At 60.5% G+C, this 22,270-nt stretch carries 11 protein-coding genes; 4 read left to right on the top strand and 7 right to left on the bottom strand.

Annotated elements, in window-relative coordinates; genetic code table 11:
- The 6 genes from LOKO_RS07310 to LOKO_RS07285 all read right to left on the bottom strand — a co-directional run bounded on the left by LOKO_RS07310 (nucleotide 1) and on the right by LOKO_RS07285 (nucleotide 11,581).
- Nucleotides 1-213 carry a hypothetical protein gene (locus LOKO_RS07310; protein ID WP_066447061.1) on the bottom strand — a complete coding sequence of 71 codons (213 nt, stop codon included), beginning with the start codon at nucleotides 211-213 and terminating at the stop codon, nucleotides 1-3.
- Nucleotides 210-2,378, bottom strand: a complete 2,169-nt coding sequence (locus LOKO_RS18720; protein WP_083517485.1) for an AAA family ATPase — start codon at nucleotides 2,376-2,378, stop codon at nucleotides 210-212. Before LOKO_RS18720 ends, LOKO_RS07310 begins: the two co-directional genes overlap by 4 nt.
- The gene (recB, locus tag LOKO_RS07300) at nucleotides 2,375-6,217 is read right to left on the bottom strand and encodes an exodeoxyribonuclease V subunit beta (RefSeq protein WP_066447058.1); all 3,843 of its coding nucleotides are present in this window, start codon (nucleotides 6,215-6,217) and stop codon (nucleotides 2,375-2,377) included. The genes LOKO_RS18720 and recB overlap by 4 nt, the downstream gene beginning before the upstream one ends.
- Nucleotides 6,214-9,864 (bottom strand): exodeoxyribonuclease V subunit gamma, encoded by a 3,651-nt coding sequence (recC, locus tag LOKO_RS07295; RefSeq protein WP_066447055.1) that lies wholly within the window; start codon nucleotides 9,862-9,864, stop codon nucleotides 6,214-6,216. Before recC ends, recB begins: the two co-directional genes overlap by 4 nt.
- Nucleotides 9,857-10,876, bottom strand: coding sequence for a helix-turn-helix transcriptional regulator (locus LOKO_RS07290; protein ID WP_066447051.1), 1,020 nt, complete (start codon nucleotides 10,874-10,876; stop codon nucleotides 9,857-9,859). Before LOKO_RS07290 ends, recC begins: the two co-directional genes overlap by 8 nt.
- A gap of 63 nt (nucleotides 10,877-10,939) precedes the next feature.
- Nucleotides 10,940-11,581, bottom strand: coding sequence for a DUF2201 family putative metallopeptidase (locus LOKO_RS07285; protein ID WP_066447043.1), 642 nt, complete (start codon nucleotides 11,579-11,581; stop codon nucleotides 10,940-10,942).
- Between the two features lie 548 nt (nucleotides 11,582-12,129).
- On the opposite strand from LOKO_RS07285, the gene LOKO_RS07275 reads away from it, so the two are divergent.
- From LOKO_RS07275 to LOKO_RS07260, 4 genes are all read left to right on the top strand, one after another.
- Complete coding sequence (locus LOKO_RS07275; RefSeq protein WP_066447032.1) at nucleotides 12,130-13,074, top strand: metallophosphoesterase; 945 nt, start codon at nucleotides 12,130-12,132, stop codon at nucleotides 13,072-13,074.
- A 251-nt stretch (nucleotides 13,075-13,325) separates the two neighbouring features.
- Nucleotides 13,326-14,495 carry a hypothetical protein gene (locus tag LOKO_RS07270; protein WP_083517483.1) on the top strand — a complete coding sequence of 390 codons (1,170 nt, stop codon included), beginning with the start codon at nucleotides 13,326-13,328 and terminating at the stop codon, nucleotides 14,493-14,495.
- Between the two features lie 14 nt (nucleotides 14,496-14,509).
- Nucleotides 14,510-16,585 carry a phospholipase D family protein gene (locus tag LOKO_RS07265; RefSeq protein ID WP_066447021.1) on the top strand — a complete coding sequence of 692 codons (2,076 nt, stop codon included), beginning with the start codon at nucleotides 14,510-14,512 and terminating at the stop codon, nucleotides 16,583-16,585.
- Nucleotides 16,572-20,393 (top strand): helicase-related protein, encoded by a 3,822-nt coding sequence (locus LOKO_RS07260; RefSeq protein WP_066447017.1) that lies wholly within the window; start codon nucleotides 16,572-16,574, stop codon nucleotides 20,391-20,393. The genes LOKO_RS07265 and LOKO_RS07260 overlap by 14 nt, the downstream gene beginning before the upstream one ends.
- Nucleotides 20,394-20,860: 467 nt before the next feature.
- Here the strand turns inward: LOKO_RS07260 and LOKO_RS07255 are convergent, their stop codons facing one another.
- On the bottom strand, nucleotides 20,861-22,159 hold the full coding sequence (locus LOKO_RS07255; protein WP_066447014.1) for an ATP-binding protein: 1,299 nt from the start codon (nucleotides 22,157-22,159) through the stop codon (nucleotides 20,861-20,863).
- Nucleotides 22,160-22,270 lie beyond the last annotated feature (111 nt).

The following is a 22,270-nucleotide window of genomic DNA, read 5'->3' as shown; positions in this document are numbered from 1 at the left end:
TCAGCTATCCTCTTGCCGGTGTTCCATCAGCCAGGCTGCCAGTCCAATCACGATCAGCCAGATGACGAAGAGATAGAGAGGCAGCCAGGACAGGCCCTGCGCGGCGGGACGGTCGAAGATCAGTACCAGAGGGGGGGAGAAAAAAAGCACGGCCAGGCAAATCAAGGCGATGAGCCGGGCATGAGTTCGGGCTTCACGCCTTGATTCGTTCATGTGCAGGCATCCTCCTTGTCGAAGGCGCTGGCCTGAAGGGCAAGCGCCTGCTCCAGGGTCTCGATGCCTCTCGCCTCGAGCCGCGGCAGCAGCGCCAGCCACAGCTCAGCCGTGACCCGGGCATCGCCCAGTGCGGTATGTCGCGTTCCGGGGGGAAACCTGAGGCTGTAACGGTCGGCAAGGGTGTCCAGGTCATGGCCGTCAAGACTCTCGTCCAGCGCACGCGATATGAGCAGGGTGTCCAGCACTGGCATATCCAGGGTGACACTGGCCCCCGGGGGCTGCAAGGCGAGCAGGTCGAAGGCGGCGTTGTGAGCCAGTACCACCGCGTCGCCGATATAGTTGCGAAAACGTGGCAGCAGGACGGGCAGAGGAGGCGCGCCGCTGACGTCACTATCGGTGAGGCCGTGGATGGCCGTGCTGGCCGGGGGAATCGGCTTGCCGGGGTCGACCCGAACGTCGAAGACGTCGCTGGCCAGCAGCCGGGCATTGACGATGCGGCAGGCGCCGATGCTGATGACCGTATCGCCGCGGCGCAGTTCCAGGCCCGTGGTTTCGGTATCGAAGGCCACGATCTCCAGGGCACGCAGGGGCCGGCGGGCGAGTTCGGCATCGGGCGGTGGCAGGTCGGCAATGCCGAAGTCGTGGAATTCCGGGCGGGGAGCCGCCAGCGTGCGGGGGGCGCCGACTCTTTCCACGGCGGGCAGCGGCAAGCGCAGCCTGGCGTACTTGCCGTCACTGTCGGCCAGGCTCCAGGCATCGCTGGCGTGCTGGCGCAGCAGGTCGCCGACACGGGGCGACAGCGGCAGGGCGGCCAGACGCTGATCGCTCCAGGTGGTCAGCTCGCGTTGGGAAAGCGGCTTTCCGGGCCAGATGAGGTCGAGATAGACACGCCGATTGCCGAGCAGCATCTCCCCTTCGAAGGAGGTGGTGCCGGCATGCTCCCGTAGTCGCTCCAGCAGCGACTCCAGAAGCACCAGCAGCGCGGGAGCGTCGCCCTTGAACCAGGCAGGCACGCCGGTGGCGCTTTCCAGCCATTGGGTGACCTCCTCGCGATAGTGCCCTGCTTCTGCGCGGGCACAAAGGTTACCCAGTACTGCGCCGGCCTCCACCGAGGCCAGCTGGTCCTTGTCCCCCAGCAGCACCAGGCGGGCATGGGGCGGCAGGGCGTCGAGCAGGGCCGCCATCATGTCGATATCCACCATCGAGGCTTCGTCCACCGCGACCATGTCCAGCGGCAGCGGGTTGAGCCGATGATAGCGGAAGTGGCGAGTATCCGGTCGGGCGCCCAGCAGGCGGTGCAGCGTCAAGACCTCGTGGGGAATGGCATCACGCACCTGCTCTGCGTGGGGCAGGTCCAGCCCTTCCAGGGCGTCGATCTGGTCGCGGATCGACTCGCTCAGGCGTGCGGCCGCCTTGCCGGTGGGCGCCGCCAGCCGAATAGCCAGCGGTGCGCCTCGGGTGGCGATGGCCTGCACCTGCAGCAGTGCCAGCAAGCGAATCACGGTAGTGGTCTTGCCGGTGCCGGGGCCGCCGGTGATCACCGTGAAGGGCGCGCGTGCCCCCAGCGCACAGGCGAGTTTCTGTGAACCGGCTTGTTCGGCAGAGTGGCTGGCCGGGGGAAACAGGACGTCCAGCACCGGACGCAGGGTAGCGGCGTCAACAACCTCGCCGAGCGCCAGCCGGGTATCGACGCCGTTCGCCACCTGCTGCTCATTACGCCAGTAGCGGCGCAAATAGAGGCGCTCCCCTTCCAGCACTAGCGGGCTGTTGCCCGGGCCGCTGCCGACCGCCGACCAGCCGCGCAAGGCTTGGCTCCAGCGAGCAGGCGCCAGCAGGCTCAGCAGGGCTTCCGGCGTCGGCGGTGCGTCGTCACCTGGCTCCACCGCTATCAGCGTGGTGGGCTGCTCATGGGCCTGTGTCAGATCCACAAGCAGGTGGCCCTGGCCGGCCTGATGACTGACCAGCATGGCTGCCAGCAGGCAGCTGGCATCTCCTTCGGGTGCCAACTGTGCCAGGCGGTGGGCCAGAGCAGCATCCAGGTCACGGATCCAGCCAAGCTCAGCCCAGGCAAACAGCAGCGCCAGCAGCGCTTCGCGATCCGCTAGGGCCTGTTCAGACGAGGGCCAGGCCGTGTTGGGGGAAGTCAGCGAGGTCTCGCTCATGCGGTTCCCTCCATGGTGAGCTGAGTATCACGCTCGGGCGTAGTGTCGTAGTGGCCGGCCAGGCAGCGGTCCATGGCTTCGACGAACGCCTTGGGAGGTTTGATCGGAGCTACGCCGCGAGAGGGCGCGCCGATGCCACGCAGAAACACCAGCATGGCACCGCCCACGTGGCGGTCGTAGTCGTAGTCGGGCAAGGTTTGGCGCAGGTGGCGGTGAAGCGCCACTAGGTAGAGCGCCAGCTGCATGTCGTAGCGCTTGTCGAGCATGGCCGCTTGCATGGCTGTCTCCTGATAGGCGTCATCATCCGCGCCCAGCCAGTTGGACTTCCAGTCGATGACATAGACCTTCCCTTCATGCTCGGCCAACAGATCAATGAACCCCTTGAGCAGGCCGTTGAGTTGCTGGTAGCCCAGCTTGGGGCGCGGCTCACCGGGGAAGAGATACTCCCGGGTCAGCTTGTCCATCGCCGGGGTGATGGCGCCCGCGGTGGCAAACCAGAAGTCGGGCTCAGCGCGGTAGCGCTCAAGCTTGGCCAGCACTGGCCCCTTCTGGCCCTCGGGGGCCAGCGGGATGGTCAGCCAGCGCTTGATGCCTTCTCCCAGTGCCGGCACATGCGCTTCCCAGCCGCGTCGACGGCAGCGCTGGAGCATGCGCGCCAGCAGCGCTTCGTCCTCAAGCACGCCTGCAAAGCCGTGGTTGGCCAGGGCTTCCAAGATGCCGTGGAGGAAGGTGCCGGGCCCGGGGCCGCGGGGGAAGGCGTGCAGCGTCTCGGCCGCCGGCGCCCGGGTGTCCCGGGGTGTAGCGGCCTGGCGAGTCTCGGCATGCTCTTCGCCAAGGATCTCGGCTTCGGGGGTCTCGGGGGCGGCCGCTCCTTTCTGCTGGAGTGCCGAGTAGCTGGCGATCCACCAGGGGGTAAAGGCGCGGTGACCGGGCCGGCGTGCTGACTTGCCGGGTGTTTCGGTAGTGACGGGCTGGTAGCGAGACAGCGCGCTTTCGCCGGGCTCCAGGGTGATGGCATCACAGTCGTCGCTGAGCTGCTGCCACTTCTCGCGCAGGCCCGCCAGATCCGGGAGGCTTTCTCCCCCGGCCAACAGATAGCCCAGCGCCGACTTGTGCAGGGTGGCCGTCTTGCTGTTGCCCACCTTGAGCGGCGCCAGTCCCACGAAGGTGGCGTGGCGGGCGCGGGTCAGCGCCACATAGATCAGACGCACCTCTTCCGAGAGGCGCTCGTCATCGGCCAGTTCAAAGCCTTCCTTGGCCATCTCCTTCTTGGGGGCCAGCTCCAGCATCGGCTGGTCATCCTGGTGATAGAGCGGTGTGCCGAACTTGCCAGTGACCTCCTTGTAGGTACATAGAAACGGCAGGCAGACCACCGGGTACTCCAGCCCCTTGGATTTGAAGATCGTGACCACCTGAATAAGGTCGGCGTCGCTCTCCAGCCGCAGGATCTGCTCATCATAGCCGGGCTCCTGCACATGCTCGGCGAGCAGGCGAATCAGCGCGTGGTCGCCGTCCAGGGTGTCGCTGGCCTGCTGGGCCCACTCGGCCAGATGCAGCAGGTTGGTGAGCCGACGCTGACCCAGGTCGCTGTCAAGCAGCCGCGCCGGAATCCGGTAGTCGTGCAGCAGCTGGCGCAGGGCGGGGAGGATGCCACGATGCTGCCAGCGCTGGCGATAGCCGATGAACTGCTCCTGAGCCTGTTCCCAGGCGGCCTCATCCCGCTGCAGCCGATCCAGCTCGGCGAGCGGAAGCCCAAGGGTGGCGGTCGCCAGTGCCGTGCGCAGGGTCGAGACAGACTCGGGGTTTGCCATGGCCTTCAGCCAGCGGAGCAGGTCGCGGGCCTCGGCGGTGCCGAAGACGCTGTCGCGGTCGGAGAGATAGACGCTGGTCAGGCCGCGCTCGCTGAGGGCGTCGCGAATGGCGCCCGCCTCCTTGCGATCGCGCACCAGAATGGCGATATCACCGGCCTTGAGCGGCGTGAACTCGCCCTTTTCCGAGGTGGCGAAACCGGCACCGTTCTCGCCGGCCTGATTGAGCCAGCCGGCAATGCGGTTGGCGCAGTGGCGCGACGCCACGCGCAGGTAGGCGTCCTTGTTCAGGCAGCCGCCGTCATCCTCGGCATTCTCCAGCAGCCAGCCCACCAGCGCCCTGGTCGGCTGGCCATCAAGGTGCAGGATCTCCTTGCGCCCATTGGCCCCGACCTTGTGGAAGGGCAAGGGATTACTCTCATTCTTTTTCTGGCCCGCCGGCAGCGCCGGGTCGGCAAAGCGGAAAGCGCCGCGCTCATGGGTCTTTTCCGCATGCAGGAACAGCTGGTTGACGGCCGCTACGGCCGCGTCGCTGGAACGGAAGTTGGTATCCAGGCTGTGGTGGTGGCCCAGGGTGGCCTGGCGCGCTGAGAGGTAGGTGTAGATATCGCCGCCGCGAAAGCCGTAGATGGCCTGCTTGGGGTCCCCGATCAGGATCAGTGCCGTGGGCCTGTGGGCGTCATCCTGGAGATCGAGGGCATCGCTGGCTGCCTCCGAGGCGGCCGGTGCGCCCACCCGGTAGATGCGCTCGAAGATGCGGTACTGGGCCGGGTCGGTATCCTGGAACTCGTCGATCATGGCGACCGGGAACTGCTCGCGGATGCGGCGAGCCAGGCCGTCACCGCCATCTCCGGTCAATGCCTCGGAAAGCCCGCGAATCATGTCGTTGAAGCCCATCTGGGCATTGGCCGCTAGCTGCTCGGCCAGGCGCCGGCTGACCCAGTCTTGGGCATCGGCCAGCACCTGGGGGAGCAGCTCGCGCTGGAGGGTGTCGTTGTCTTCATGGCTGAGGCGCCACGCTTCCAAGGCATCGAAAAACGCGTGCTCGGGAACTTCGGCGCCCTTCTTGACCTTGAAGCGCCCGCTGGCGAGTTTCTGCACGAATTTCGCCTGGTCGAGGGGAATGTTACCTCGTCCCCACTGGGTGAGTTCAGCGAGCCAGCCTTCGAAGGTGTCGTCGTCCTTGACGCCCCTGAACACCGTGCCATTCATGGCCTCGCGGAGCTTGCGGAGCGTCTCATGGATCTGCTCGGCATCGCCCCGATAGGCCTGTCGAGCCTCGGCCTCATGCTGGCGAGCCGCCTCGCGGCTCTGGCTGAAGCGCGCCAGCATGTCGCTGAAGTCGCCGGCTTCAAGCGGTTGCCCACAGAAGACCAGGGTGGCGTCCTCCCGCTGCAGCAGGTTGCGCAGTTTCTCTTGCAGCACCTGGGGGGAATCGAAGAGGCTGACCATGGCGGCGGCCAGCGGCTCGCTGAGCGGATAGACCCGTGTGCGCCAGTAGTCGGTCACGGCCTCGCGGGTGACTTCGGTCAGGTCCTTGATCAACTCCTGGCGGAACAGCTTGCCGCTGTCGAAGGCGTGCTCCTTGAGCATGCGCTGACACCAGCTGTGAATGGTCGAGATGGCCGCGTCATCCATCCATTCGGCCGCGAGTGTCAGGCGCCGGGCGCAGCTCGCCCAGGCATCCTGCACAAAGTCGTCGCGCAGGGCGGCCAGCAGTGGGTCGCGCTGGTCTAGGCCGTCATCCGGTGATGTGGCGCGAAACGCCTCGGCGGCCTGGACCAGGCGGGCGCGAATGCGGTCGCGCAGCTCTTGGCTGGCGGCTTCGGGAAATGTCACCACCAGAATGTCGGGCGGCACCAGCGGGGGGGGAAAGCCGTTGTCGAGGGCGCTGGCCGCGCTGTCCGGCTGGCCGTGGCCCAGCACCAGCCGCACGTAGAGCAGGGCGATGGTGAAGGTCTTGCCGGTGCCGGCACTGGCTTCGATCAGCTGGCTGCCGCGCAGGGGCAGCGTAAGCGGCAGCTGGCTCATGGTGTCTCCTCCTCTGAGGTCGAGGCGCAGGCGGCGCCCGCCTGTGCCGTGGTGACCCAGGTATGCAGGTCGGCATAGAGCGTGCGGCTGGCCTCGCCAAAACCGTCGGCACCGAGCAGCGCGTCCAGCGTAGGGAACTCACGCAGCACCAGAGGATGGCGCTTGGGGAAGTGCTCCCAGCTCTCCTCCCATTCCTTGCGCAGCTTCGGATGATGGTGGAGGTCGTCGGGCGGCCAGCTGGCATCGCCGGCGGCCGGGTACCAAGAAAGCGCTGCAAAGGCGAGCGTCGGGTGGGTCGGCGTCACGGCCTGCATGGCGTCGAGCCACTGGGCCATCAAGTCTTTCAGGCGCGCCTCGGCCCGCTCTGCCGTCATGCCCGGGATCTCCAGCGTGCCGCTGGGCGAGACCAGGTAGCTGGAGGCCTCGGGGTAGTGCAGCTGCAGGGCCAGATGAGCCGGCCAGTGGCGCAGGATATGGCGCCAGTTCAGGTCACTGCCCTGATGGATCTGGCTGGTCAGCAGCACGATCTGCACAACCTCCGCGTCGGGTTCGGGGCCGGTCCCGTGCAGTGCTGAGAGTGTATCCTCGAGCTGCAGGGTATCCACGCCTTCTCCGTCGCTGCTCTCTGCACGGCCCGGCAACATGATACCGCTATCGAAGGCAAGCCGCGGCGGGACTCTGAGGGGGAAGGGGTAGCGCTCCAGCAGCTCCCGGTAGGCCATCAGGGCATCGGGCAGTCGCTCCAGCAGCATCTCGCGGATGATGGGCCCGACCGGTGCCGGAGGGTAGTGGCCGGCGCGCTGCTGGCGCTCTACCTCCTGGCTGAATGCCTCGGTGAGGTCGAGCGTCGGCGAGTGGGCCAGGCGCTGGCCCAGCGGCTTCACCAGCGCCTCGCGTCGCTGCCACTTGCTCAGCCCGGCAAAGGAAAATGGCTCGTCGTCCTCGGTGAGGGTGTCGTCATCGCGCATCGAGGTGGAGAGCCGCTGCTGGAACAGCGCGCTGACTGGGTCGGCCAGTAGCCCGGTCAGGTTGGACAGCGAAATGGGGCCTTCGGGGTGCCAACGGGGAAGCGCCACCTGCTCGTCGGGTGCGTCTAGGCTCGCCCGGTCGCTACCATGCAGCCCCTGCCACTCATCCGCGTAGGTGAACAGCGGCGAGGTGGCCTGGAAGTAGGCGGCACCAAAGGGCTGCAGCGGATGCTCTGCGGTCATTGCCGCGAGCAGCGCCTGGGCCATCTTGTCGTGGTCGCCGGGGGTGCGTTCGGCGTGGGGTGGCTGATCGAGCAGGCGCCAGCCCTTGCCCAGGTGGTCGCGTAGCTGGCCGACCAGCACGCTGGGAGGCTGTTCGCTGTTGTCCTGGGGGCTCTTGCCGCACCAACTGATGATCAGTCGCTCCCGGGCCGAGAGCAGCGCCTCCAGGAACAGATAGCGGTCGTCGTCGCGGCGTGAGCGGTCGCCGGCGCGATAGTGGCCGCGCATGGCCATCAGGTCGAAATCCAGGGTCTCAGCGCGGCGCGGATAGGCGCCATCGCTCATCCCCAGCAGGACCACATGGCGGAAGGGAATGGCGCGCATCGGCATCAGGGTGGCAAAGGTGATCCGCCCCATCAAAAAACTCTGGGAGAGCTGCGGCTCGTCGATGCGGCCGAGCCAGCTTTCCCGCACCACGGCCAGCGGCAGGCTGACCGCCACTTCGGCGTCGGCGATTTCTTCCAGCCACGCCTCCAGGGCCATTTGAATCCGTCCCAGCAGCGCCTGCTCGGCGCTGGTGGTGGGCGTCAGCGTCTCCGCCAGCATGGCCGAGAGAGTCGACTCCCACTCCATGGCGGTTTTCGGCTCATTTAGGCGGTGGCGCCACTCGCCAAGGGTCAGGATCAACCGGTAGAGCGGGCCAACCAGCGCCGCGTCCAGGCCGGCGACTTCGTCATAGGGCACGATGTCGCCCCAGTCGTCGCCCTCTTCGCTGGCCTCGCCCACCGCATAGCCCAGCAGCATGCGCTCCAGCCCGAAGCGCCAGGTATGCAGCTCGTCATGCTCCGGCAGGCCGAGCTCGCTGCGCTGCGCGGCGTCCAGGCCCCAGCGCACGTTGGCCTCGCGAATCCAGCGCTGCAGCGTGGGCAGATCGCTCTCGGCAAGGCCGAAGCGCTCACGCAGCGGGGGGATGTCCAGCAGGTCGAGGATCTCGCTGGCGCGAAAGCGCATCTTCGGCAGCGACAGCAGGGTCTCCAGCGCGACCAGCATGGGCTCCCGGTGGCGCTGCTGCTGGTCGGCCACGTGGTAGGGGAGGTGGCGCCGCTCGCCGGGGGCGAACTGCCCGAATACCGCATCGATATAGGGGGCGTAGTCGTTGATGTCGGGCACCATGACCATGATGTCCCGGGGCTCCAGGGTGGCGTCCTCGGCAAAGGCGGCCAGCAGCTGGTCGTGGAGTACCTCCAGCTCACGTTGGGGGCTATGGCAGAGGTGAAACCGAATCGAGGCGTCTTGCGCCGGATCCAGTGCCGGCCAGGTGCCCTGGGTTTCATGCAGCGAGCGCAGGTTGAGAATATCGTCCTGAAGCTGGCCGAGCAGGGTGTCGCTGGGCGGCGGCAGAAAGAGGTCTACGGACCGGTCGAGCAGCGCGTTCATGGCGGCCACGTCGGTCTGGTCGTGCTCGCTGAGCAGCTGCAGGTAATCGCGCCCTTGCTTGCCCCAGGCGGCTAGCAGCGGGTGGGCATGCAAATGGAGCTGCTCGGGGGAGTGGTGAAGCTCGGCGGGCATGCCCTGGCGGCGCTGCTGGCGCACGTAGCGGCGCAGCACCTCCTGAGTCTCGATGATCTCGCCCCAGTAGAACTGGCAGGGGGTGAGCAGGCACAGCACCACCTCGCAGACGCCGGAGAGCGTCGCCAGCACCTCCAGGGTCTGCTGGGGCAGGGAGGTGATGCCGAAGATCACGATGCGTGGAGGAAGGTCAGCCGGGCGCTCGCCGAGCTGCTCGGCGGCGGCCATGAAGCGGCGGTGGACCGCGCCGCGGTGGCTATGGGCCTGCTCGTCGGTGAGCTCAGCGCTGATCATGCGCCACAGGGCGGGCTGCCAGCGCTGCTCGTCGGGTACCGGTATCGTCCGATTGCCCGGCAGCGTCAGCACATCCTCGCCCACCTCCCAGGCGTTGAGCCAGTCGGCGCGGTAGACCTGGTACTGGTCGAAGAGGTCGGCCAGACGCTCCGCCAGCTGGTAGTGCTTGCGCTTCTCGTCGTCATCGCGCAGGTAGCGTGCCAGGGGCGCAAAGAGTGGGTCGTCGAGTACATCCGGCAGCAGCGCCATCAGGCGCCAGCGAAGGCGGGTCTTGTCGAAGGGGGAGGTGGTGGGCACCTGGCCGGGCCCTTCCACCGCCTCGATCACGCTGCGATAGGCCTGCCACTGAAACCTAGCGGGAAGGGCAACCTCAGTTCCTAGGCAGATGCCATACCCCGGCTCTCCCTGACGCTCGGCGATAGAGGTCTTCAGCCACTGAGCGATGCCGTTGCTCTGGACCAGGAAGAGGGTGCGCGCCAGCGGGTGGAGCGGCCGGCGACCGAGCAACTGCAGGGTGAGGTCGCGAAGGTCCTCCATGCGGTTGCCCTGCAGCACGATAAGCCCTTGTGTGGTGGACGGGCTTTTCTCATTCATTTAACGTCTCTCCACGCTCGACAATGGACTTGGCAGCAGCGTAGATCTCGGTTCGCCAAGTGACTGGCTCAAGCACCTCCACGTTGGCGCCCATACCCATCAGCCACCACTGGGTTTGTTGATCGTCGGGAACCTCCGCTTCCAGGCAGTGCCAGCTGCTGCCGGGAAGGGGTGTCAGTTGCTGCACCTCGGAGAGCGGTGTTTCGCTGAGCAGCCAGGCCACCTGAGGGGCAATATGGGCAACCAGCTTGATGGGAGCCTTGCTCTGCAGATAGCCGAAAGCGCCTCTTGCAATGTAAGTGTCCAAGTCGAAATCATGGCACGGCCGCCAGGCCGCATCACTGAGACTGACCTGCTCGATGCGATGCATGGCGAACTGCCGAATATCGTCGTAGTCGTTCACCGTGGCGAGCAGGTAGGTCACGCTGTGGCGGCTGACCAGGCCCTGCGGGTGGAGGGTGAAGTGCTTTTCTTCTTCCGCGCTGCGTGAGAGATAGGTGACATCGATGGCGCGCTGCGCCAGAAGCGCGTCCGAGACTGTCTGCCAGGTCGCCTCGCGCAGCGGGGCAGGAACCAGCGCCTTACCGTTGGGAATGGCCCGTACCTTGCGTGCCCAGCGGCTCAGCCCATTCTGCTCCAGGTCGTCGAGTAATTGACGCGCATCACGAAACTGTGGGGAGAGCTGGCCGATTACCACCGATGGAAGCAGGCCCTTGAGATACTCTTCTGCCAATACAAGGGTAAGTGCACCTGGAACATCGAGGGCTGGCAGGTTGCAGTTAAAGTTGCGGTCAAAATACCAGCGGTAGGGCTTCTGGCTATCGTCGCAGCCGAGGGGAAAATGCAGTGCCAACTTGTCGCGCAGGTCACGTTGGAGAGAGCGCGCGTCGATGTTGAACCCTCGCTCGCTGAGCTTTTCCAGGAGTACCGGGGTGCTGACCCGACCTGGGCTGCGAGGAATCAACTGCAGCATGGTCAGGTAGCGGAATAGGGTATCGCGTATCTCGGACATTGGCGTTCCGTGTTGTGTCGCTGAGCTCGGTTAGGTGCAGCCTAAGGGAATTGTGGATGTAAATCATCTGTTACCGAGTAGCCATGCAGCGACTCTATCCGGTAAGCACGGTGTGCCGAGGAAGCGCTGCACGACAGCACGGATATGCTGCTGCCAGTGGCTGTCCAGCTCCGTGAGATCAGCGTGTAACGAGGTAACCCCTGCCTGCCATATCAGCTGGTCTGGACTTTGCTCCTCTGCTGGGCGTGGGTGACCGTCGAGCCAGGTATATACCTCTTCGCGCCGCCAGGTGGCCGCAACAGGAAACATCACGGTGTCCAGTGGGATGTCTCCTCCGAGTTGGAGTAACTGTGCGTTGATCGAGTGATCGCAAGCGAGATGCCAGCGGTGCGTGTCCTTACTGTAATGCGGTCGATAATCACCAGCAGCCGCATGCCAGACCAGATGCTCATGGACTCGGCGCCGCTGCGACTCGCTCAAGGAGGCGCTCCAGGTGGGGTTGATCATCAGGCGGCGACCGTCGGTCGTGGCCGTAGCGAGGCGGTCGTCATTAATTGCCACCACCTGCAGCGACTCGGCCAGGGCCGCTGTGACTGGCTTGGTGTCTAACCAATCATGATGATCCTGCTGCCAAGCACTTACCTGTGCGGCGTCCACATTGGATGAGGTCCAGCTTACTGAAGCACAGCTTGCGATATGACTCATGACGTTCCCTCGTAGTGAGACTTGCGTCATGGTCATCTGTCGATACGACAATTCGTGTCGTATCGCGTAGGCAGGACGATTCCAATCTCTCGGTAGGCTAATAAGGCTTCTTGCGACGCAATGTGTCGCATTGGCTCGGTAACCTCTTGCCTACTGGACCGTAAGCCGCCCTGCTCTTGAAAGAAGCATTTCGACAAATCTTTGGGAGGAAGTATTGAAAAAGCGAGAAATTCTGGCTCCCTGCCTTTCACAGATGCTATTCACGCATGACCCCATGCGCACTTGTTGTATCGAGAATGAGGCTTTTGAAGAGTACGCCAGAGTGGCCGCTACCTTGGCGGCTCACTTGGTCGACGGGGAGGGACCTTCTGAAGCTCTACGAGCCGCTCTGCGGGAATGGTTCGGAAGCGAACTGGTCGCCGAGGCTCAATTGACAGACCTAGATCAGGCCATATGTGCCATGGTCGGCAATCAAGCTTTATAAGCTTGCTATGGTATCGGCAAAAGGCGAGGGTAGAGCAAATTCGACTGATTTAATGGGAGAGTCGATGTACGATCTGATCGGTGATATTCATGGGCATGCCGATGCCCTTGAGCGCCTGTTGGCAGCGCTGGACTATCAGAAGAAGGATGGCCTCTGGTCGCACCCTGAGCGTCGGGTGATCTTCCTCGGTGACTTCATTGACCGTGGGCCCCAACAGGTCGAGACAGTGCGTATCGCCCAGGCCATGGTGGAAGCCGGCCAAGCCCTTGCGGTCATGGGCAATCACGAGTTCAATGCCGTGGCCTGGGCAACACCCGATCCGCAGCAGCCTGACCAGTACCTTCGCGTCCACAGCGACAAGAATTATGGGCAGCACCAAGCATATCTCGAGCAAGTGGGTGAGGGGAGCGAGCTCCACCGTCAGCATATTGACTGGTTCAAGACCCTCCCGCTTCACTTGGATCTCGAAGGGCTACGTGTGATCCATGCCTGCTGGCATCCGCCTTCGCTGCGAGTCCTGAACGATTACACGGATCAGCAGCAACGTATTCTTGAGGATGCTTGGCCGACGCTATGCCAGAAAGGCAAAAAGCCTTCTGATGCACTGGAAACAGCGATAAAGGGGCTTGAGCTACGATTGCCGTCAGGCTACGAGTTCTTCGACAAGGACGGTAACCCACACCAGCATATCCGTACCCGCTGGTGGGAATTGGAGCATCTCACATATCGTGATCTTGCCATGGTTCCCTCTGACCAAATCGAAGCAATTCCTCATACGCCGATACCCGAGCACATTTTGCCCGGTTACGCTGGTGACAAGCCGCTGTTCGTCGGCCACTACTGGATGACTGGTGAGCCGGAACCACTAAATCGGTACATTGCCTGCCTCGACTACAGCATTGCTGCTAGTGGTACCCAGCGAAGTGCTGAGGGGAAATTATGTGCTTATCGCTGGCGGGGTGAGGGCAAGCTAACCGCCGACAACATGGTCTGGGTAGAGGGAGAGTGAATCTGACATTAAGAGCCCAGTTTCGCGCTTGTCTACTCGGCGGTGTGGCAAGGAATACATAGGGTGTAGCAGGCAAATTCATGGCTCATGGTGGGAGCCTGGCATAGTTTGATAAGATAAAATTCATCAATTATGCCCCTGCCCATGAATATCCTTGATACTAGGTAATAGGGGCGTTTGAAGAAGTGTTTTTATCTCTCTTAGATGACCGGGCTCGTCCCAAAGGCTCTCGTGACCCCTTGGGTTTTGAGATGGTGTGGACCCACTTTGGTCGCCGTGTGGTAGGCAATTTAACCACTATCACCTCATCCTGGAAGATCTTTGCTGTCGGCCTCTTGGGCTTTCACTGGTCAAATCAGCTGTGCCGTGATTTAAATCCTGTCGATAGACAAAAGGTCTTGCAGCAGCATTTTCTTCGCTACGAGCAGTTAGCGGCCTATTTGCGCAGTAGCGCCAATGACCACGAGATCATGGGTATAACCCGAGTGCGTAAGCGCCTGGGTGATGATCGAAAGACCATCAGTATCGGGACCGACCAGAAAAGCCTGATCCTCAGCGATCAGGTTAGCTACGGCATCTGGGGTTTGTATTCCACCGCCCTGCGCGAGACTGGCCTGGTTCGTGGCGATTTGCGCGAGCTGACCGAGACAGGTTTAGAAATCGTCGGTCTGATAGAGAATAACCTGATTCGACAAGGTGAAGGTCTAGGTATGAACTGGTACTTCGACTTTCTGCGCGGCCAGCGAAAGGCTGTGGCCATCGCTGATCTGGAACGTGAAAACATGCGCTTCGTCCGAGCCATTAGTGCCGATAAAGTCAGGGATGCACTGATAGCAGCTCTGCTGCGCGGGTCAGGCAAACACCATTGCCAATTGGCGCTGTACGATACTTGCCGAGCGCTGGACCTATCCGTCCTGAAAGAGGCTGGGATGGGTACCCTGGTCGCCAAGCTTGGCCTGCAAACCAAATCCCCGGAGCTGCGCCAAGCCTTGGAAAATGTTAGCCAGATCGAGCGCCTGCTGGTCCTGGCCAATGCGCTGTTCAATTACTTGCGCCGCCAGGATGATGAGCCACTGGAAGCAATGGCGAGCGCTATTGATCTCATTTACCGCTTCGACCACTTGCCAGCGGGCCCGGACTTGACTGGGGTTCCATATGGCTCGGATCTGGAAGCATTACGGGTCCGCTTGCGTAGTGGCGACACCCTCGCCTCCTTGCGCTGTCTGCTGGACATGAACAAGAAGATCATGACTGGGCGCGGTGGGGCCGCCTGGGTGGAGGAAAGTTCTAGTGGCAGATTAAGGGTACGTGTCAAGGCCGAGACTGCTCATTTGCCACCAATCGAGGAACTGCAAACTCACTGGGATTACGACTACTTCCTGCGCTCCTACGCGCGCATTGCGGCTCAAGAGCGGCGTTAAGGATGGAGAGGAAGATGGAGCTGAGCACCATTTCAGAAGGCTTTCGGGATCAGATCGGGGAGAGTGAGCAGGTGGTTGCGGCTGTATTCACCACCTATCGCTTCGAGCCTGAATTCTTCGAACAGGAAATCATTCCGCTGATGCTCGAACAAGGGCTGGCTTTTTCCTCAGACCAGCGGATCAAGTCTATCCAAGTACGCGAGGCGTTGTCCGATGCCGGCCTGCCATTGGAAGTATTTTACGATCTTGATCTGTTTCGCCAGCAGGGTACGGTGTCACCGTCGATGGAATACCTGCATCACGGCATACGCGGCGAACGTAGAGCCTTTCACGCAAAGCTGGTGCTACTGCTGCTGGAAAACGTAGACAGTGGTGAGCAAAGCCTGTGCGTGGGCGCATCTTCGGCCAACCTGAGTATTGCCGGCTGGTGGGAGAACATTGAGTGTCAACACTGGGAGCGTGTCGTCAGCGGACGGCCAAATCTACGTTTCTTAAATCAGCTTCGTGCCGACGTCGACTGGCTATCAGCACGGAGCAGAGCACTTCCGGACGACCCGGCCAAGGCGCTACCGCTTATCCAGCGGTTTCTAAAGCGTTGCCGAAGTTCAAAAGGTGCGCGACCAATCTCCTACTATGGTCTGACGAGCCTCGCTCTGGCGCAAAAACATCGGCCTGCTTTCATGATGTTTATGCGCAATGCCTTGGCCGAACAGTCACGCTACTATAATAACTGGACCTTGGAAATCATCTCTCCGTATTTCGCCGAGAACCCCGACTTTGATGGTCACGTACACTTTTTGAACGATCTTGGCGTACAGGAGATACACATATTCTTGCCAGAAAACGACCAGGGAGAAGCACTGTGTAACCGAGAATACTACGAGCGGCTGGAGCAGGTTGATGGGATCTGCTGGGCTAGCTGGTCACCGGAAGTGAAAAAAAAGCTGGGTCTAAAAACCCCTGTGAATCGCAGCACTCACGCCAAGATCTACCACCTTTACAACGGTGTGCAGTCCTGGGTATTTGTGGGCTCGGTGAACTTCACACACCGCGCTACCAATGACAACCAAGAGGCTGGTTTTTTTACCAAACTGCCGGCCCCAACCAGCTTTTTGAAGCCAATCAGTTCGATGCCGGACAAATGGTGCCCGGAAGACCGGCTACCGGGGGGCGAAGAGGGTCAGGAAGACGGGGCCAGTAAACCCGTGCTGTTGCTGAGATATGATTGGAAGCAACGCCTGCTCACCGCCTCACTGGATGATCGGCAGTCAGAGCAAGAGCTGATCTGTGACATCCTGTCTCCGGAGGGTACGGTTCAGGTGGCCGATATCCGGGTGAGCACGGAAACTGTTTCAGTCGCATGCAAGCCTGAGACCATCGAAACCCTGCTCAAAAATAGCGGCTTCATTCGCGTTGCAGTTCAATGGCCGCTCAATGAAATCGCCATGCCCGCCTTCGAGGTTATGGTTCAGCAAATCAACTGGACCCACAAGCCGCTGGACCTACCACGCCTGTCGCCGCAGGAGATCATGCAGATCTATTCCGGTCTAAGCCAGATGCGGCGGAACCAGGTTATTGAGTTCCTCAAGCAGCGCCAGCTTCGCGAGATGGGCTTGTTGACCGAAAGCGTAGGAAGTCTGCCGCACGAAGAAAGCGGACGCCAGTTTTTCGCCGAATACGCCGAGCTGTTTCATGCCTTCAGGAATCTGCGCCGACGCATGGACGAGGCCTGGGAAGATGAGCGCCTGGGGCTGGTCGACTACTATCTCACCGGGCGCGGCATGGACAGTCTCCCCACCCTGTTGGAAAGCCTGTATGAGGAAGGCCGAGAACTGGAGCAGGTCACGGTCTATCTAGCTCTGCTTTGCCTGGTCCAGATTTACCAGCGCCAAGAATACCAGGGCAGGCCCCAGGTTGACCATTACCTCCAGGAATGCCTAGAGAAAGCGGCGATCATCGAGAATAACGACAAATTAAGCCTGATTGGCAACGATGCTGAGCGCAGCCGTCGTTTCTTCGAGTGGTATCGCGAGCAGTTCTTGCGCGAATATCGCCCTGAAACTAATGAGGATAATTATGCAGCCGATTGACCTAACCACTGCCGGTAAGCTTCTGGATTTCAGTGGTGGTGATCGCCAGCTCGAAACACTGGGAAAGCTCCAGTTGGAAGGCGCGGTGGCATTGCAAAATATGCTGGTTCATCCCGAGGTGGGGATGGGCTATTTAGCGGATGAGGTCGGTATGGGTAAGACCTATATTACCCTTGGTGTGGTCGCCTTGATGCGTTACTTTAATCCGGGCTACCGTGTTCTCTATATCTGTCCCAGCCGAAACGTGCAGGACAAGTGGTACGGTCGCGAGCACCCAAATTTCATCAAGAACAATGTCAAGACACATAACTTCAGAATACGCACACCCCAGGGCGAAGCAGGTACGCCGTCGATTTCTTGTGCCAATGTCGATGAGTTGATCCATGCAGCTACCACCGGATACTACGGTGATATCTTCGTACGCATGTCCAGTTTTAGCATAGCCATGGGGGACGATGAAGACGGTTTGAAGCGTCATTTAGACGAGCTGAGGGAGCATGTGCCAGATACAGTGCTTGGCCATGTGCGCCGTAAGAAGGAATGCATCAAGAAGGCTTATGCCAGAGCCCTTAACTACCTGCTGCCTACCTTTGACCTTGTAGTCATCGACGAGGCACACAACCTGAAGCACTCATTTGAAAGTAGTGCGAGAAATCAAGTGCTTTCACGTATTCTTGGTTCAAATCAGGAGGAGAGCGGGACCTATCGCAAGCGAGTGAAGGCGGCCCTACTGCTCTCTGCTACGCCATTCGATCTAAATCCGACGCACCTTTTCAACCAACTCAACCTAGTCGGCAAGGCGGAGCTACTGCCCGATGAGGAGCTCTGGCAGGATACAGCCCACCTGAAAGATGCAATGGCGCATTTCATGGTTAGACGTCTGAATGAGCTAGTTATTCATGAGCAGCGCCATACACGGAACATGTATCGAAGGGAATGGCGCAAGGGTGAGCGCGCCGAAATCGATTTCGAGTCGGACGAGCATAAGTTGATTACAGCACTAGTCCAGAAGCACATCGGCGATCTATTGAACAAAGAAGGTGGCAATCCCTCATTCCAGATGGGGCTGCTGGCCTCTTTCGAGAGCTATGCTCAGACCACCCGTTCAGGGCCCGTGGAGTTCGACGGGGAAAAAATACCTGGCAACCACAGCGATGCCAGAGATCGCCACCTGATTGCTGCCATCCGCGACAGTTACGTTGGCGAGGAAGGTTTTGGCCAGTCCCTACCGCACCCTAAAATGGACCAAGTCTCGCGGCAAGCAGCCGGGCTGGCATTGTCCCAAGGCCGCAAGCAGCTGATCTTCGTTCGCCGGGTCAAGAGCGTGACCGAGCTCAAGCAGAAGCTGGACGATGAGTACGATGCCTGGATGAGGCAGCATATCGCCAACGCTCTGGCTGGTCTGACCGATCAGTTGCGCTTTATGGCTCGCGTCTGGGAAGTTTATTACGAGGCACGAAAGCGCAGGGATGAAGATATCTCGGGCGGCGAGGCCTCGGCCGCCGATGGAGAAGAGGAAGAACGCCTGCCGCCCAAGAACGACACGATCTTCAACTGGTTCTTTCGCGGCGAAATGGCCAAGGAGCTGAGCCAGTCGCTTTCCGATCAGTCCAGCCGCTGGCCGACACCTGAGGCGGTGAAGAAGTCGCTGATCTCAAAGAATAACGCTAATATTTTGCTGTTTGAGTTCAACTGGGCCACTTGGGTGGCCGAGACCCTGTTCGGCATGAACTTGGTAGCTTTAATCGATCAACTGGGCGAGCAGCACGTGGATCAGGCACTGGCTGCGGTTGCCGCGGTACCGGAAGGCGACGACTTGTCTCAGTTCCTCGCCGTACAGCAGGCATTTCTGCAGGAAGTGGCCCGACAATATACAAAAATGCCCGGCCTTGCCGAACTATCGGCCTATCTCCAGCGCTTGGTACGTGCGGGGGGTTATCGGCCGGAAGGCATAGGTGAGCTTCGTCAGAAACTTTTATCACCTACTTTCTTCACCCATCTGCAAAAAAACAACCAAACCCGATATTTCTTTAGTTCCTCGGGTGACCTGGCCGAAGCCTTAAAGGGGGGTAAGAAGGATCTCTACGAGCATATCCATCGGGTCGAGATTCACCGTCAGCTTGTGGCCCAGTCGTTTCGCAGTGGTCATTCATTCATCGATTTATACTTGGCCCGCTTGCGTTTGGGGAAGGCCGAACTCAATGAAAGCCGGCGCCAGGAATGGCTGCGCACGCTATGCCGTATGCTAGATGATCAGCTTTTTCAGGTCGGCTTCAACTCTGCCAGAGAGCTGGTGCTTCTTAATGACAACCTGAACTTGGTAATCAAGAACAACCTGCCCGGTGTTTATTCCAAAACTCAGGATGAGCTACGGTTATGGCTAAACTATCAACTACCATCCAGCGCACCGATCATTGGCGCGAACGGAGAAACCTCCGCTAATCGCTCCGTCCAGGCGCGAAAATTCCGAATGCCGGGTTATCCGCTGCTGCTGGTATCGACCGACGTATTCCAAGAAGGTGAGGATCTACACACTTTTTGCGACAGCGTGATCCATTATGGCCTGTCCTCATCGCCAATTAGCATCGAGCAGAAAACTGGCCGCGTGGATCGTGTCGGGGCTCTTGCCCATCGTAGGCTGTTAGGTCTAAATCAAGGGCTAGCCGTTGGCGAGAATGACTTCATTCAGGTGTCTTTTCCATTCGTCAAGCAAAGTATCGAAGCAATTCAGGTTCGGGCTTTGTGTGAAAACTTGAACGTCTTTATGGGGTCTCTGCACGACATCGCGGGGTCCGGAAAGTCGATGGATGAGTTCGTAGATACTTCCAAAGAACTGTCTAACCGCAACGAAATTCCAGATCAGTTGCTGGAGCTATTGGAATCGCCCTATGCGCGGCCTGTCACAATTAAGGCGAATCAGCGACTCGTAAAAAGAATAGAGAAAGATACCAATCAGCGTGCTGAGGCCGTGCGACATATCGAGGCAATAATCGAATCCGCAGTGGGTGCTAGGTTGGACAGTCGGGTTCCGGTGTCGGTGAATATCCCCGGGATTGAACACCAGCGATTCAACATACGCCTGGATGCAGCCCGCTCCAGTGGTGAGATGATGCTGCGGGTGACAGCAGTGGACGCGGTCGAGTTGATTAACCTTGCCGAATCTACCACGCCATCGATTTTGGAGCGTCTCGCCACGCTATACCGAGACACCTTATACCGAACCTATGCGATCCGCGTGAAAGGTGGGTTCGAACTGTTTCGAGATGCGGAAATGCTTGTTGGAGGTTCAAATATCACTTGCGAGGACGACATCGCAGGCCTGTTCAGACGTTTCAGACACCCTGAAGAGCGCAGGCAAGAAAGAGTGCCGCTGAATGAGCTTTTACCAGCCATCAATGAGACCCAGGTGAATGCTTACCTCAGTGAACATTTTCACTGGGCCGGTGATTTGTCCATCAAGCGACGAGTGAAGTCATTGGATTTAATTTTTAAATTTGATGAAGATCGGCGTAGAAAGCATCGTATCCGTGTGAGCTATTGGGCTGGATACTGCTATTTTGAAGCTATGGTGGCTGGCTCGGATGCGGTCAAACATCTCTCACGTGACAAGTTGCTCCGGTGTACATTGCTCCGGAACCGCAACGTGGATCTGGTCGGCTTCCTGGTCCGTCCAGATGGGTGCCTCGTGGCTCGTGCTTTTCACCCAGCTCATAGTCTTGGATCCGAAGAGTTTATTTTCACTGCTTTTGTTTTGGCGATAGAGGCAGACAGGATGGAGTATCTCATTAGTTTTGATGATAAATATTAATGCTGACGTAATACTTTTTTGGCCTTACCTACAGCTGTGATGGACAGATACCGTTTGTGAAACTGCTCGGATGGTTGAGAAGTATTCTCTGTACCTGACGAATGTGTATTGCCACCTGTTGCTTTCATATTGCACTTCATGCGCCTGTCCCTGAGCACATCCTGTTTGGCTACCCAGTAGACAAGCCAATGTTAATTGGCCACTCCCGCGGCTCCGAGAAGGGTAAGCTGTGCGCCTACCGCTGGAGCGGTGAACACGTGCTGTCGAAAGACCGTATTGTGTGGGTGACAGAGAGAGCCCAAGGTAGCAACAAGCAGGTGCTCGTTGATGGGGGCATGTCTGGGGGCATGTCAAATAAACAAATTGAAGAATGTTTTTTAATTCCAGTTGGTTAAATGCATGTTTTCGAGTGAAGCTGGGCCCACCATGTTTTTCCTGTCTTCCTCTTTCCGCTGCTCCGAGCAAACTCACGGCTCCTGGCCGGTCAGCACCCGCAATGCGGCCTCGCTGGAGATCGCCTGGCCGGGTTCTTCTCCCCACAGCATGCCGATGGGCACGGCGTAGCAGCCAGGCACCTTCAGTTTCAGGCAGTGGCGTCCGGTATAGATCAGCATGCCTCCCCGGAAGTGCTTGCCGGCTTGGTCGGCGAGCCGGGCGAGGCCGGCGGCGTCCTTGGCTTGCACGCTCGCGGCACGCTTGACCTCCATGCCCCAGAGTTCCTGGCCGCGCTCGATGATCAGGTCGACCTCTACTTGATCCTTGTCTCTGTAGTGGGAGAAGCGCAGTTCGGGGTCGACCCAGGTGGCCTGGGCCATCAGTTGTTCCACCACGTGACTCTCCAGCAGGGCGCCGAAGCGCTCGGCCTGGGTCAACCACTGATCTGTCGCCAATCGGGTCAGGGCTGCGGCCAGGCCAGTGTCGATGAGGTGCAACTTGGGGCTCTTGATCAGCCGCTTAGCATGGTTCCGGTGCCAGGCGGGCAGCTGCCGTACCAGGAATAGCCGCTCCAGGATACCCAGGTACTTGGCGACCGTGCCGCGCTCCATTCCCAACTCCTTGCCAAGCGTACTGACGTTGAGCAGGCTGGCGGTCCGATAGGCCAGCAGCTCCACCAGGCGCAACATCCCGTCCTCGTCATGGATGGCGGCGATGTCCCTCACGTCACGTTGGACGATGGCGTTGAGGTACTGGCGGTACCACTGCCGTGCTCGGTGGGGAGGGCGACGGTTCGGCTCGGGGTAGCCGCCCTGGCAGATGATCTCCGCTGCAGGGGGGAGCGGCGTGGTGTCGGCCACCATCCTGGGGGAGAGATTCCCCTCCAGGAGGCTGGCCAGTAGGGAGAACTGGCTGATACGTTTTTCTTGTTCGGACAGAGGGTGTAGGTAGATCACCTCCATGCGACCGGCCAGGGAGTCCTGAGCCTTGGGCAGCAGCAGAAGGTTGGCGGAACCGGTGAGCAGGAAGCGGCCTGGCGAGCGGTCCCGGTCCACCACGGATTTGATAGCCAGCAGCAGCTCCGGGGCCCGCTGGACCTCGTCCAAGGTAACACGCTCCGGCAAGCCTTCGATGAAACCGAGCGGGTCCTGTTGGGCCGCCTCCAGCAGGGTGGGTTCATCTAGAGTGAAATAGGCCCGCTCGGGCTCGATGCGCTTGGCGAGAGTTGTCTTGCCGACTTGCCGGGGACCCAGCAGGCAGACCACCGGGGTATCGGCGAGCGATTCCACGACACGGTCACGAATCAGTCGGGGCAGGTAAGACGTGGCCATGTCTGATCTCCAGCATCGTCCAGTTGCTGGTTATTGTAGCGTCCAATTGCGGGTTGTGTCAGCGTCCAATTGCAGGTTATGTCGCCGTCCAATTGCAGGTTATGTCGCCGT

Source organism: Halomonas chromatireducens (genome assembly GCF_001545155.1).
Taxonomy (GTDB): Bacteria; Pseudomonadota; Gammaproteobacteria; order Pseudomonadales; family Halomonadaceae; genus Halomonas; species Halomonas chromatireducens.
The sequence above is the reverse complement of the archived record's forward strand: the minus strand, read 5'-3'. Positions and strand labels throughout refer to the sequence as shown.